Raw genomic sequence first — 12,629 nt, 5'->3', positions numbered from 1 at the left:
TTGCAGATCTTCTAACTATTGAATATTCGACCAAATTGATTACTTTAAAAGCCATCGTCTTTGGGACCCCTCGATCTTTGTTAGAGAAAAACGGACTCTCTCCAACTCGTTGCCATCAGCAGAAGGGACTTGTAGGGCTTGTATCACCCTATCAAACCAAGCATTGGCATAGAATCCATTTCGAAAGTGAACAGCGAGGGCTTGGTATTTGGCGTTGGATGAAAGCTGCCACAGATGATGTTGCACGAACACGACAAAGGCAAAGCCGAGCAAAAGAACCCCCATCACCAGTGCTTTTATCAGATTAGGCTGCATCATCTCCGGAACTTGGGAACCTAGTAAGTACTGGGTACCAGATTCCAATACAAAAAAGGAAACCGTAACCACCAACCCGAGAAACATCGCACGGGCTATCAGGGCTAGCTGCCACTTTCCGGCTAGTGCCGCGGCAAAAATACGCGATAACCCCAATACGATGACCGCGCCGACAAAAAGTAGGGATAGGTCTTTCGAGGGATTTAAACCCCAAATTAGCGCAAATACAGTATACATCAATAGGGCCATGACAATACCTCCCATAACTCGTCGCAAATCTACTTTTTCCGGTGTGTAGGCGATTTTGGATGCTCGGACCACATCGATCACACTACCTGAGGATAAGAAAGCGTGTGCTTTGTAGAAGGAATGGGCCACGAGGTGAAGCATGGCAGCAGGATATACACCTAGACCACAAACCATTAAGCTAAACCCCATGTGACCAACGCTCGAATAACCCAAAGCAGTTTTCACGGAGGTCTGTGTGAGGTACACAATAGACGCAAAAAGCGCTGTAAATCCGCCCAAGGCCATCAACAGCATCGGTGCATACGTACTAGCGTCCATGACATAACTCATACGGATAATCAGAAAAGGCCCTGCATTCAAAAGACCTGCGTGTAGCAATGCGGACACCGGGGTGGGCGTTTCCATTACTTCAACCAGCCATCCGTGTGTAGGAAACTGAGCAGATTTTAAAATCGCTGCCATGGCTAAAAACAACGCTGCTAACTCAACCGGCACGAGCGTACTGTCGATGGTAGTGGGATGCTTAAAGTAGGAAAAGATGACTTCAAGGTTACCCGATCCTACTTGATGGTACAGTAATCCAACGGCTACTAACAAGCAGAAATCCCCAAGCCGGGCCAAGATGAACTTTTTCTTCGCAGCAATTTGAGCCCCCGGCCGCTCTCGGTAGAAAAGCAACAGGCGATGGAGTGACATACTTGTCAATACCCAAGCTAAAAACAACAGCCCGATATTTCCCGAAAGAACCAGCATTTGAACCGATGCAATCGTCGCCGCAAGTCTTCCCAAGAAGACGCCCTGACGCTCGTCTCCATCCAAATAATTGATGCTGAATTTCATTATGATAAAGCCCAGCAGCGCAATCATTCCCAGCATTAACAGACTAAGCGAATCTAGGCGAACGCTAAATCCAATGTCGTTGATTCCGACTAAAGCAGACTCGATCAATCCCAACCTGATGGTGTAAAAACAACAAATGCAACAAATAAGCAGACTGCTGATCGTGGCAAATTTGCCCGCTAAAATCACCTGTCGTGGTTTTGATCCGCGCTGAAACCAAGAGGCGATGGCCACGGCAACAAAAATCGCCGGAGAAATAAGCGCAATAAGTGCTAGTACATTTTCTGACATAGGATACCTGATTTTTTCGCCGCAAAGTTTTGTAAAAAATCGCATAAGTTTTCATTTTGATTTAGTATGAGAACCATAAGGATTTTTTATGTTTCAGCGCAAAAAAGTAATTCGAAAAGTAAAAATCAGATACTATAGACCTATTCATCAGCAGGTTGAGCTTCAAAAAAAGAAGACCTCCCCTCCGAACAAACGATCGAAGAGGAGGCCTATATAAGCTCATTGCAAACAAAAAGTTGTTTGACCAACTAAAAAAATTAGGATTCTACTGAAATAGGCGAAATGCTCTACCGGGGCTTTCTACTCGGAAACTATCGATGTTGCCATTGTCCTGCAATGTCACATAAGCCGTTTTTCCGTCGGGACCACCAAAGGCGATGTTGGAAGGTTTGCTACCCGACATGGTAATCTCCTCCAGCACTTCACCCGCTGGAGAAAGTTTCACCACGGTGCCCTTCCCATGTCGGGTAATGTACAAATTACCGTCAACGTCACAACGCATCCCGTCCATGCCAAAATCTTCAAACTGAATCAACAATCGTTTGTTGCTAACTTCTCCCTCAGGGGACAGATCATAGGCCCACACGTTTCGCTGCACCGACTCATTGACATACAGGGTTTTGTTGTCAGGGCTGACTTCGATACCATTGGTAGTTCCCATATCGGCTTCCAAGAGCTCAAACGCACCCTCTTTACTAACCCTCCATATCTGTCCGTTGCTGTTTTTCCAGCTAGGGTCACTGGCGAATACGATATCATTGTCCATAACGGCGATGTCGTTAGGTTGATTCAGTGTCGGGTCGTGGGCATAGACACTGATTTCCTTGGTATCCATATCCACCTGCAGCACGTTATGCCCGGTATAGTCGGCAATTAGCATCTTACCCGAACTATGGAAACGGATGCCATTTCCCGTACTTCCTTCCGGCAACTCAATAAACAGCGACACCTCTCCGTCCGGGGTTACCTTACCGATAGTGCCCTCGCGAAAGACGTTGACCACATACAGGTTTCCGGCTTTATCCACTGCGGGCCCTTCGATCCCGCCGGTAAACTCTCCTCCGGTGGTAAAGGGCTTGGCGACGTAGTATTCCTCGGTTGATGTGTTTTCCATGGTGTCAGATTGGTTTTGGCTGGAGTTGGAAGTGCAGGCAGCCAGCATGGCCACCCCTGCAAGGAGCAAATTTCTCTTCATGTGCGTAATTGGATTCTATCCGTGGGTTGAATGATCAAAGATAAGGCGATCGCTTCCTAAAAATAGAAAGTTTGTCCCGCATATTTTTCGATTCCATTCATTTTTCCACAGGCGGAACTACCAGTTCTGTTCCGTTTCCAGCCAGCTAATTACTGCTGTAAGGCGCGTTGATGGAGGACCGCTAACTGCCAAAAGGGGGAGACCCCGGTCTTCCAACAACTGCTGATACACGCCGTAAAAGTACGCGCGCATAGAGGGATCCGGGTGCTCGCGTAGTGGATCCGCCTCCCAGGGCATATCTACGCCTGTAAGGATATAGGCATCATAGTGCCTACTTTTGAGCTGCTGGGTAATCCACGGATCCACCTTACCGTATTTGTGTTCACTCCACACCTTAATCACGTGTAAATCCGTGTCGCAAAACAAAAAATTCCTCGCCGAGGCCGCCAACGTATCTTCGCTGATTACCTGGCCCTCCGCAATCTTCAATAGGTCGTCGTAGTCATACGAGCCGTTGCGTTGGTTCAGGTATTCCCGCGCATACTCGGGTACCCAAGGCTCGCCGAAGTAGGCGGCGAGATCGGCACTGAGGGTACTCTTACCCGTGGACTCGGGGCCTATGATCACAATGCGCTTAAGCATGGGCAGATACTTGCTTTGCAGACTTTTTCCAGGCCAATAGGCCAATTACTGCCAAGACCGTGAACACCAAAAACTGAAAAGAGGTAAGCACCAACCCCTTGTACAAATAAAGAGGTACGGATACCAAATCCGTGATAATCCAGGCTATCCAATTCTCCACCTTTTTCTTGGCCATCAGCCACATGCCCACAAAGGCCGTAGCAGTGGTAAAGGAGTCCCACTGGGGTACATCGCTATCGGTAAAAGTGACCAGCACAACATATAATACCACATACGAACCTACCAGTAGCAGTACGGAATTCAAAATTCCCTTCCTGCTCAACCAGGTAACGGGTAGCCGGTCACTGCCCGGCTTGGGCCTAGACCAAACATACCAACCATAAATTGACATGCTGAAATAATAGGCATTGATCCCCATGTCTGCATACAGCTTCACTTGAAGGCAGATCCACACATAAATCAACGTACTGACAATCCCCGTCGGAAACACCAGTATATTCTCCTTCATCGAATAAAACACCGATGCCAATCCAAAAAATACCGCCACGGCCTCTAACCAAGACATTTCCGCAATTCCGGCCTGAAGCCCTTCCATGAACCAATCCATGGCCGAAAATCGAACAAAAAAGGCGAAATCGGAAATTTCGACCACAGTTAGCCCAAGACAAATTACTCACTAATATTTTAGTAATTATGTAACCCTTTTGAATTTATACCCGTAGGTTAGGTATCTGGGGATAAGACTTTTTACCTCCATTAAAATTCAGTTTATGAAACAGCTTATCGGATCCCTTTTTCTGTCCTTCCTTTTTTTGGCTCCACTATCGGCCTCCTATGCCCAGTTTGCCAAAGGGGGACATTTCTCGGAGGCGGGATAAACTTGGATGTGTACACTGCGACCAATTCCCAAACCCGCACTATATTCGGATTGCAACCTTCGATCGGTTTTTTTTCGTCGTCACAAGACGCCTTGGGTATTTCTCCGGTTCTCAGCATCAACAGTGGTCTATCCAGTACCTATGCCAGGCATTCCGGTGGAGTCTCACTTTTTTACAGAAGGTATGTCAGCATTACCGACAAGCTCTTTTTTCAGTTTGGCCCCTCGATGGTTTACCTCACCAACCTGAGTGATGAATACAAATTCAACGATCTTTCTCTACGCTTTTCACCTGGAATGACTTACCGTCCCACACTACGGTGGATGTTTGATCTTTCCTTGGGCTCCTTGGATTACCGATTGGTAAATACAGCCATCAGCACGACGAGTAAAAATACAACCCGGCAGTTAACAGCCAACGTTTCCAATTCAGGGTTTGTTACCGTTGCCTATATCTTTACCCGGAAAAACCAATGAACAGGCTCTATAAATCAACCCTTTTCATTGCCATCCTGATGGTCTACTCGCAGGCTGTATTCTCTCAGCTGGAGAAAGGAACCCACTCCCTGGGACTTGATTTCTCAGGTGGCACCTTCAAAGATTCTTGGGAAGTCGGCGGTGCAAATTTCGGTTCATTGCGAATCACTCCTTCCTATTCGTACTTTTTCCGGGATGGCCTCGCCATGATAACGGGGGCTACTGCAAACAGGCGGACACAAGAATGGTCGTTTATTGACGGCAATCCAAATGAGCGATTGATTAGAGATTTTAGGGTGTTTTCGGGAATCCGGAAACACGTGCAAGTCGCGGAAAAATTTTACCTTCTAGGCACCTTGGGTGCTTTTTACCAGCATGAAAACGAAGAATTGTATTTGCTCATGGGCTCTCCGCTACAGGAAGAGACCGTAGAACGAAAGCGGGACATGGGGGTCTTTGCCGAAGGCGGCATCATCTACTTCCCAAATCCCCGATGGAGCATAGAGCTGATTTTTCAACAAGGAGACCTCGCGAGGATGAAAAACTCAAGCAGATCTTCACAAGGTGAAGGAGAAGTTACCGGCTATCGTTTGGGAATTAAAGGCATGATGGACCAGCCCACATTGGGTATACGGTACTACTTTTTACAGAAGCCATAGCTCGCTCGAGATATTTTTATTGGGCAATGGATTGACTGGGTGATAGGCTAGCTAGTGGGTTTTCGAAGGGACTCTATGCCGTTTATCACTTGTCGAGGAGAAAACAGACCACCCACATCCTTTTTTGCCTGAAAATGCTTAAATAGTAGTGTGAATCATAAATCACGGGCAAACAATCACCAAGTCCTGCAGATCCGCATAACAATACAACCCTTTAACGAAATAACCCCAACCTCCATGGAAGCATTAAATAGAAGGAAATTCATTCAGCATACTGGCTTACTCGCCGCGGGGAGCCTTTTATCCCCCTTGACCGGATACAGTTACCGCCGGGAAAAACAACGACTTGCCATGGTAGGCACGGGTGGTAGAGGCATAGGCATGTGGGGCACTTCCGTTGTAGAAGCCTACAGCGATATCGTCGAATTCGTCGGGCTGTGTGATATCAACCCGGGCAGGGTGGCTTACGCAAAAAATCAGATGAAAGTGGCCTGCCCCGTATACACGGACTTTGATAAAATGCTCAGAGAGGCCAAACCGGATACCCTCATCGTTACTACCACAGATTCTACCCACCACGAATTTATCATCAAGGGTCTGGAGGCTGGCCTGCGTGTGATCTCCGAAAAGCCCATGACTACCGATGCCGAGAAGTGCGAGGCCATCTTTGAAGCCGAAAAGCGAACCGGCAACAAAGTAATCGTCACCTTCAACATGCGCTACACACCCTATGTGGAGGAAATCTGGGAACTACTTCGTAACGGTGAAATAGGAGACATCAAATCCGTGGATCTGAACTGGTACCTCGATACCAGCCATGGCGCCAGCTATTTCAGGCGATGGCACGGAGAGCGACAGTTTGGCGGCACCCTCTTGGTGCACAAAGCCACGCATCATTTCGATACGCTGAATTACTGGATGGACTCGGAACCCGAAGAGGTGTTTGCGTACGGTTCCCTGGATTTTTATGGACAAAAAAACAGTCCTATCCACCACACCCATTGCCGGCCCTGCCCGCATAAATCCTCCTGCAATTTCTATTGGGACATCACCAAAGACCGTGGAGCGATGAGCCTGTACGTAGATCATGAAAAGCACGATGGCTACCTGCGGGATGGATGTGTTTTCCGAAAGGAAATTGATATTTATGACACCATGGCCGTGCAGTACCGGTATGCCAATGGGGTGCCCGTAAACTACTCCCTCACGGCTTTCTCCCCCTACGAAGGCTTCCGGGTAGCGATCAATGGCACCAAAGGCAGACTGGATGCCTGGATCAAATCTTCCATGCCTACGGGCGTGCCTCCCTACCAAGAAATCGTGATTACCAACCTTTTTGGTCACGTCAAAACGATTCAAGTAATCCCCCAATCCGGTGGACATGGAGGATCTGACCCTCGGTTGAAAGACAAAATCTTTCGGTTTCCGGATAGCCCGGATCGGTTTAAGCAGTCTGCAGGTTCCAGAGACGGGGCCATGTCGGCGTTGATCGGAATAGCGGCCCGACAAAGTATCGAAACCGGAAAAATCGTAAAAATAGCCGACTTGACATCGCTCAAACCACTGGCCAAGAAGGCGTAGAGGCAAGGTCTAGATGGAGATTTTAGGATACAGATAGCAAGAATACCGTAGGAATTTTGTGTAGGGAAGGCAACCCCTTACTTTTCCATGCACTAACCGACAGGGTGAGGATTTCCTCATCCGTAGCGGTGAGGTTTTTTCCTATGCATAGCAGGGTAGTGGGCTGTAAGTGCCGAAGCAGATCCTCCGCAAGCTGCTGATTGCGAAAGGGGGTCTCCATAAAAATCTGCGTGCTTTGATCCTTGCGGGCGGTGGATTCCAGATGGCGGATGGCTGCCGCCCGCTCCTTTTTGTCTATGGGAAGGTATCCGTGAAAGGCAAAAGCCTGTCCACTAAAACCCGACCCCATCAATGCCAGAAAAATGGACGAAGGTCCAGGAATGGGTACTACTTGAATACCCTTTCGGTGCGCATAGGCCACTGCCAAGGCTCCGGGATCCGCTATGCCCGGACAGCCCGCCTCCGAAATCACGCCCATGTCATGGCCCTTGAAGAGAGGATCCATCAGTTCTGCCAATTGGGATTCGGACGAATTTTTATCCAGCAGGGACATCTGTAGCGTACCAATATCCACTCCGAGCTGAAGGCTGCTGATGTAGCGCCGTACGGTACGGAAATTCTCCACCAAATAATGGGTAGTATGGGATACTACCTCCTTCACCTGAGGCGTTATCACCTGAGGCGCCGTGCCTTCGGCCAGTACATTGGGGATGAGGTAGAGTTTTCCGTGGGAATGCATTATTTTTGGGTATGGAACATGGAACCGGACAAGTGGCAAAGATACTGATATTTGCCGGACTGCTTTTGGCCGCAGCGGGGTTTCTGCTCTGGCTGCTTCCCAAGTGGGGAGGGTTTAAATCGCTGCCCGGCGATATCGTGATCAAAAGGGAAAACTTCACTTTCTATTTTCCGCTGGGTACCTCCATATTGGTCAGCGTGCTGCTAACCCTGCTGTTGTATCTGTGGAGGAAGGTAAGCGGATAAATCACGAAATACCCATGCAGACAAGCCAAACCTCACAATTAGCTAACACAAGTAAATGCCAATCGCTTATACGGCAAATAAACTAATACCGACGATTCTTGGTCGATAGCTCCACCATGGGGAACAATGGTAGGTGAGACTTTAGACTGCATGCCACTCATCTCCCAAGTTGTCATTGCCATCATAAACCAGGCTCCCTTTTCATTGCTTCCCAAAAAACGTATATTTTGTGGTAGAGAGAAACCCTCCATTACTAATTGGCTATAGCGGGTAGCTGTTTTTCCGTCTAGGTCAATCAGAAGGTGATAAGGCTTGGATTGATAGCTAAGGGAGAAAAGTACTTCATTGTTGCTAAGCCTAATACCGGATTGCAGTGTCCGATATCCCTCAAATCCATTGACGTATTTTAGTTGTTCGAGGGGATGTAGATCCCTGATGTGTGCCGCGTTCAAAAACTGTCCGTTAAAGTCGATCTGGAAGGCCGTAGACTTCGTTGCCTGGATGCAGAAAATCGAATCCGATGAAGGATGATACTGGAGCAGTGATTTTGAAGTGAGTGGAACCAACATGTCACCAGAAATGGGCGGTAGCCAGCGTTCTTCCTGCTCATAAGCGTAAACCTCTATTAATTTTCCATCATGGGTTACCCTGGAAAACTTGGCTGGGGTGGATGGATCGTACCAAGCACGATAAAAAAACAACCCCTCGTCATTTATGAGCAAACTGCCCGCCGATAGTTCGACCGGAATTCGCCTCCGGAAGCCAAGGTCCATTCCATAAACATCCAGCTGCTGTCTGTTATTAATCCATAGGTAAATTTCTTCATTATAGACCTGAGCTGCGGTGATCTCTATATAGTCTTCTGGCCCTTCCCCATAAAAAGACCGCTTCACTACCCCCACTCCGTCTAGAGAAACCACGGAAACATCCACACGATCGTATTGATCAACCAGTACTACTTTTTCCTCTGTGACAAATACTGTATGGCGGCTACCTACTTCAGCATCACCCGCTAACACATACGCACTTGGATGGTAGAAATACTCCTCAAGGGCAAGTGGCGTGGGGCTTTCCCTTAAAGTAATTAATTTCCCTGAATCTTCGATTGGACTGCCACAGGATAAAATAGCAGCCAATACTATTGGAAAATAACGGACACCATTAAATACCATAGAGAAAGATTTTATCTAAAATTACCTAAAATATTAGATAAAACCAATTATTTAGGTTGCTCTACCCCAAAAACGCTTTCAACGTTTCTACCACAGCTTCCGGCTGCTCCGCATGCAGCCAATGGCCGGCTTTCTTGATGAAAATCAGGTGATGTCCGGGAAAAAACCGCTCCATGTCCTCCCGGTCCTTTTCCTGTATATACTTGGAGTTTTCCCCGCCCATAAATAGCGTAGGTCCTTCAAAAGTCCGCTCGCCCTGCAAGGCTTCGCCCACAATTTCGATTTTTTCAGTGATGACGGGCAGGTTTATCTTCCAGGCAAATTTGCCATCTACCCGGGTCAGACTTTTGAGGAGAAACTGCCGTATGCCCAGCTCCGAGATGAACTTGGCCAGTTGATCGTCGGCTTCCTTCCGGGAACTTATCTGGTCAAAATCCAGGCTGTTCAGCCCTTCGAGGATGGTGGCATGATGTACGGGATAGTAGCGAGGGGCAATGTCGGCCACTACAAGCTTTGCTACACGCTCCGGATACTTCAGCGCAAAGTTCATCGCCGTCTTGCCCCCCATGGAATGCCCCATCAGGTACACGGTATCCAGGCCCTCCCCATCCAGCAGTTCCTTCAGATCATCCGCCATCACGGCATAATTCCATTCGTCTGAATGCGGTGAGTCGCCGTGATTACGCTGATCCACCAGGTAAAGGGTATAGTGTTGGGATAGGTCTTTGGCAATGCCCATCCAGTTATCGGCCGACCCAAACAGCCCGTGCAAAATGACTAGAGGCTTGCCCTCACCCGCTTTTCGAAAATTCAATAGCATACTATCTCTTTTTTTGCATCTACTATCAACAATCTGCTAAGCCTGTAGCTCTAGCTGCCTGCGGTACATCTGAATGGTATTCTCTAGACCGTAGTATAGCGCATCGCAGATCAGCGCATGGCCAATGGATACCTCATCAAGCCAGGGGATTTGCTGCTTTAGGAAGGCCAGATTGTGCAGGTCCAAGTCGTGTCCGGCGTTCAATCCCAGACCCAGCTCGCGTGCCAACTTGGCCACCTCCACATAGGGGCGCACCGCGGCGTCCCTATCTTGGTGGTAGTGGCTGGCATAGGGTTCCGTGTAGAGTTCCACCCGGTCGGTACCTGTATCCTTTGCCGGCTCGAAATAGCGGGGCTCCGGGTTGATAAAAATCGACGTGCGCACCCCGTATTCATGCAGCTCGGCAATGATATCTTTGAGCAGGGCCTGGTGGGCAATAGTATCCCAACCGGTATTGGAGGTAATCGCCTCCGGTGGATCCGGCACCAAAGTAGCCTGTGCTGGCTTGGTCAACCGCACCAACTCCATATACCGCTTATCCGGGTACCCCTCGATGTTGAATTCGGTTGTGACCACCTCGCGCAAGGCAAGCACGTCATCGTAGCGGATGTGCCGCTCATCTGGGCGTGGATGCACAGTGATACCCTGGGCACCAAAACGCTCTGCATCCAAGGCCACTTTGACCACGTCCGGGTTATTGGCTCCGCGGGCGTTTCTCAATGTGGCGATTTTATTAATATTCACACTTAATTTCGTCATGTGTCTAATTAAACGTTAATTTTGTGGTAAAGCTGCCTCAAAGATAAACCACAACCGGCGATATTTCGTTTGGTTTCTTGGCAAATCCATGGAGGCCTTCAAATTTGTTTTTTAAAATGTGTTGGCAAAGACCAAATAAACCTAAACATCTAGACCATGAGCCTTAAACTGAAAATCGAAGAGGAAATCAAGAAAGCCATGCTCGCCAAGGAGCGGGACAGGCTACGTGCACTGCGTGCCATCAAATCGCTGATACTCCTCGAAGAAACCAAGGAGGGCGGTGATAAGGGAATCAGTGAGGAGGAAGAACTCAAAATCCTTACCAAAGCGGCCAAGCAGCGCAAAGACTCCGCAGAGATTTTCCTTCAACAAAAGCGTCAGGACCTGGCAGATCTGGAGCTTAGTGAACTGGGGGTGATCAACGAATTTCTTCCCAAACAGCTCAGTGAACAAGAATTGGAAGCTGAACTCCAAGCAATTATCGCTGAGGTAGGTGCCGAAGGTCCAAAGGACATGGGAAAAGTAATGGGTGCTGCCACCAAAAAATTGGCCGGAAAAGCCGATGGCAAGGCCATATCTCAAACAGTAAAAGCCCTCCTCAACCCATAAGCATTGGCTACCATTGATGTCATCTTGCTCATCATGCTGGGGGTGGGGGCCTATAGCGGATATAAGAAAGGCTTATTTATAGGCATACTGTCCATCATCGCCTTCTTTTTCGGCCTTTTAGTGGCCTTCCGTTTTATGCATATCGGGGCGGCTATGTTGGCAGAACGGGTGGAAAGTCTCACGTTTATGCTTCCGTTTATCTCTTTTTTGATTATCTTCTTCGTGGTGACAGCAGTGATCCGAATCTTGGCCTACTTGGTAAAGCAGGCTTTGAATTTGACGATATTGGGATCTTTCGACAGTTTTGCAGGAATGGTACTGGGCGTATTTAAGTGGGCGATGATGATCAGCCTGCTCTTGTGGGTAGCCCATGCATTTGATTTTAAAATCCCTGAGAGATTCATGGAAGGTACTGTCCTCTACCCCATCCTAACGCCCATTGCCCCTACCGTCGTCAGCCTCTTAGACCAATACACGCCCATTATCGAAACCACCATGGCGGCGGTAAAAGACCTGGTAAACTCCGGAGCAAGTGATTCTGTTAATTGACAATTTCGATTCCTTTTCTCACATATTGGCGGATTATTTCCTCCGCACAGGGGTGTCGCTTTCCATCGTCCGAAACGATGTCAAGTTAAATCAGCTCATCCTTACAGACTATTCTGCCCTAGTCGTATCTCCTGGCCCGGAGACACCAGAAAAAGCAGGTAATTTGATGGAAATTTTAGCCTATTACCACGACAAGATCCCCATACTGGGGGTATGTTTGGGGCATCAGGCTATCGGTCAGTTTTTCGGCGCCGACTTGGTCCGCAGCGAAAGGCCCATGCATGGAAAAGTAAGTCGGGTATTTCGGCAACATACCCACCCTGCTTTCGAGGGGTTGCCTGACTGCTTTAGCGTAACCCGATACCATTCGCTGGAGCTGAAAAACCTACCGGAGGAATTGCAAACCCTATACACCACGGAAAAAGGAGAAATTATGGCCATGGCCCACCGGAAGCTCCCGATTCTTGGAATTCAATTTCATCCCGAGGCCTACCTGTCCGAATACGGAGAGCAAATGATCCGCTCATGGCTTTTTACACATGAATTGGACAAATTACCGGCGAAACCCTAAGAAATAAAGAAAAAATCTGTTTATTCCTGACATTTTTTA

15 protein-coding genes are annotated in these 12,629 nt (G+C 48.2%); 7 read left to right on the top strand and 8 right to left on the bottom strand.

Going from position 1 to position 12,629, the window contains the following annotated elements:
- Positions 1-39: 39 nt before the first annotated feature.
- The 4 genes from JJU34_RS00535 to pnuC form a co-directional block, all read right to left on the bottom strand.
- Complete coding sequence (locus JJU34_RS00535) at positions 40-1,695, bottom strand: proton-conducting transporter membrane subunit (protein ID WP_228690348.1); 1,656 nt, start codon at positions 1,693-1,695, stop codon at positions 40-42.
- Positions 1,696-1,960: 265 nt separating this feature from the next.
- A complete protein-coding gene (locus JJU34_RS00530; RefSeq protein ID WP_228690347.1) occupies positions 1,961-2,890 on the bottom strand; it encodes an SMP-30/gluconolactonase/LRE family protein in 930 nt (309 codons plus the stop codon).
- A 117-nt stretch (positions 2,891-3,007) separates the two neighbouring features.
- A complete protein-coding gene (locus JJU34_RS00525; protein ID WP_228690346.1) occupies positions 3,008-3,532 on the bottom strand; it encodes an ATP-binding protein in 525 nt (174 codons plus the stop codon).
- Positions 3,525-4,139, bottom strand: coding sequence for a nicotinamide riboside transporter PnuC (pnuC, locus tag JJU34_RS00520; protein ID WP_228690345.1), 615 nt, complete (start codon positions 4,137-4,139; stop codon positions 3,525-3,527). Before pnuC ends, JJU34_RS00525 begins: the two co-directional genes overlap by 8 nt.
- A gap of 279 nt (positions 4,140-4,418) precedes the next feature.
- Here pnuC and JJU34_RS00515 point away from each other — a divergent pair, with 279 nt between their 5' ends.
- The 3 genes from JJU34_RS00515 (at position 4,419) to JJU34_RS00505 (ending at position 7,126) form a co-directional block, all read left to right on the top strand.
- Positions 4,419-4,886: a hypothetical protein gene (locus JJU34_RS00515; protein ID WP_228690344.1), complete on the top strand. Its 468-nt coding sequence runs from the start codon at positions 4,419-4,421 to the stop codon at positions 4,884-4,886.
- Positions 4,883-5,545, top strand: coding sequence for a hypothetical protein (locus JJU34_RS00510; RefSeq protein ID WP_228690343.1), 663 nt, complete (start codon positions 4,883-4,885; stop codon positions 5,543-5,545). Before JJU34_RS00515 ends, JJU34_RS00510 begins: the two co-directional genes overlap by 4 nt.
- A 237-nt stretch (positions 5,546-5,782) precedes the next feature.
- Positions 5,783-7,126 carry a Gfo/Idh/MocA family oxidoreductase gene (locus JJU34_RS00505; RefSeq protein WP_228690342.1) on the top strand — a complete coding sequence of 448 codons (1,344 nt, stop codon included), beginning with the start codon at positions 5,783-5,785 and terminating at the stop codon, positions 7,124-7,126.
- A gap of 22 nt (positions 7,127-7,148) precedes the next feature.
- On the opposite strand, the gene JJU34_RS00500 is transcribed toward JJU34_RS00505, so the two are convergent.
- The gene (locus JJU34_RS00500; protein ID WP_228690341.1) at positions 7,149-7,865 is read right to left on the bottom strand and encodes an SAM-dependent methyltransferase; all 717 of its coding nucleotides are present in this window, start codon (positions 7,863-7,865) and stop codon (positions 7,149-7,151) included.
- 11 nt (positions 7,866-7,876) lie between these two features.
- Between JJU34_RS00500 and JJU34_RS00495 the strand changes: the two genes are divergently transcribed.
- Positions 7,877-8,110, top strand: a complete 234-nt coding sequence (locus tag JJU34_RS00495; RefSeq protein ID WP_228690340.1) for a DUF2905 domain-containing protein — start codon at positions 7,877-7,879, stop codon at positions 8,108-8,110.
- Positions 8,111-8,148: 38 nt separating this feature from the next.
- On the opposite strand, the gene JJU34_RS00490 is transcribed toward JJU34_RS00495, so the two are convergent.
- From JJU34_RS00490 to JJU34_RS00480, 3 genes are all read right to left on the bottom strand, one after another.
- On the bottom strand, positions 8,149-9,282 hold the full coding sequence (locus JJU34_RS00490; RefSeq protein ID WP_228690339.1) for a 6-bladed beta-propeller: 1,134 nt from the start codon (positions 9,280-9,282) through the stop codon (positions 8,149-8,151).
- 61 nt (positions 9,283-9,343) lie between these two features.
- Complete coding sequence (locus tag JJU34_RS00485; protein ID WP_228690338.1) at positions 9,344-10,102, bottom strand: alpha/beta fold hydrolase; 759 nt, start codon at positions 10,100-10,102, stop codon at positions 9,344-9,346.
- A 36-nt stretch (positions 10,103-10,138) separates the two neighbouring features.
- Positions 10,139-10,861, bottom strand: a complete 723-nt coding sequence (locus JJU34_RS00480) for a pyridoxine 5'-phosphate synthase (protein ID WP_228690337.1) — start codon at positions 10,859-10,861, stop codon at positions 10,139-10,141.
- A 156-nt stretch (positions 10,862-11,017) separates the two neighbouring features.
- Between JJU34_RS00480 and JJU34_RS00475 the strand changes: the two genes are divergently transcribed.
- Genes JJU34_RS00475 through JJU34_RS00465 form a run of 3 tightly spaced genes read left to right on the top strand, consistent with a single transcriptional unit; the run spans position 11,018 to position 12,590 of the window.
- Complete coding sequence (locus tag JJU34_RS00475; RefSeq protein ID WP_228690336.1) at positions 11,018-11,470, top strand: GatB/YqeY domain-containing protein; 453 nt, start codon at positions 11,018-11,020, stop codon at positions 11,468-11,470.
- A gap of 3 nt (positions 11,471-11,473) precedes the next feature.
- Positions 11,474-12,019, top strand: coding sequence for a CvpA family protein (locus tag JJU34_RS00470; RefSeq protein WP_228690335.1), 546 nt, complete (start codon positions 11,474-11,476; stop codon positions 12,017-12,019).
- Positions 12,003-12,590, top strand: a complete 588-nt coding sequence (locus tag JJU34_RS00465) for a gamma-glutamyl-gamma-aminobutyrate hydrolase family protein (RefSeq protein ID WP_228690334.1) — start codon at positions 12,003-12,005, stop codon at positions 12,588-12,590. Before JJU34_RS00470 ends, JJU34_RS00465 begins: the two co-directional genes overlap by 17 nt.
- The last annotated feature ends 39 nt before the right edge of the window (positions 12,591-12,629 follow it).

The organism is Lunatimonas sp. (assembly GCF_020832325.1).
Taxonomy (GTDB): domain Bacteria; phylum Bacteroidota; class Bacteroidia; order Cytophagales; family Cyclobacteriaceae; genus Lunatimonas.
This window is presented reverse-complemented; position numbering and strand designations above follow the sequence as displayed.

What these genes read in the sequence shown, in the direction of transcription:
- JJU34_RS00535 (WP_228690348.1), bottom strand. Translation starts at nt 1,695, where the DNA reads ATGTCAGAAAATGTACTAGCACTTATTGCGCTTATTTCTCCGGCGATT.
- JJU34_RS00530 (WP_228690347.1), bottom strand. Translation starts at nt 2,890, where the DNA reads ATGAAGAGAAATTTGCTCCTTGCAGGGGTGGCCATGCTGGCTGCCTGC.
- JJU34_RS00525 (WP_228690346.1), bottom strand. Translation starts at nt 3,532, where the DNA reads ATGCTTAAGCGCATTGTGATCATAGGCCCCGAGTCCACGGGTAAGAGT.
- pnuC (WP_228690345.1), bottom strand. Translation starts at nt 4,139, where the DNA reads ATGGATTGGTTCATGGAAGGGCTTCAGGCCGGAATTGCGGAAATGTCT.
- JJU34_RS00510 (WP_228690343.1), top strand. Translation starts at nt 4,883, where the DNA reads ATGAACAGGCTCTATAAATCAACCCTTTTCATTGCCATCCTGATGGTC.
- JJU34_RS00505 (WP_228690342.1), top strand. Translation starts at nt 5,783, where the DNA reads ATGGAAGCATTAAATAGAAGGAAATTCATTCAGCATACTGGCTTACTC.
- JJU34_RS00500 (WP_228690341.1), bottom strand. Translation starts at nt 7,865, where the DNA reads ATGCATTCCCACGGAAAACTCTACCTCATCCCCAATGTACTGGCCGAA.
- JJU34_RS00495 (WP_228690340.1), top strand. Translation starts at nt 7,877, where the DNA reads ATGGAACATGGAACCGGACAAGTGGCAAAGATACTGATATTTGCCGGA.
- JJU34_RS00490 (WP_228690339.1), bottom strand. Translation starts at nt 9,282, where the DNA reads ATGGTATTTAATGGTGTCCGTTATTTTCCAATAGTATTGGCTGCTATT.
- JJU34_RS00485 (WP_228690338.1), bottom strand. Translation starts at nt 10,102, where the DNA reads ATGCTATTGAATTTTCGAAAAGCGGGTGAGGGCAAGCCTCTAGTCATT.
- JJU34_RS00480 (WP_228690337.1), bottom strand. Translation starts at nt 10,861, where the DNA reads ATGACGAAATTAAGTGTGAATATTAATAAAATCGCCACATTGAGAAAC.
- JJU34_RS00475 (WP_228690336.1), top strand. Translation starts at nt 11,018, where the DNA reads ATGAGCCTTAAACTGAAAATCGAAGAGGAAATCAAGAAAGCCATGCTC.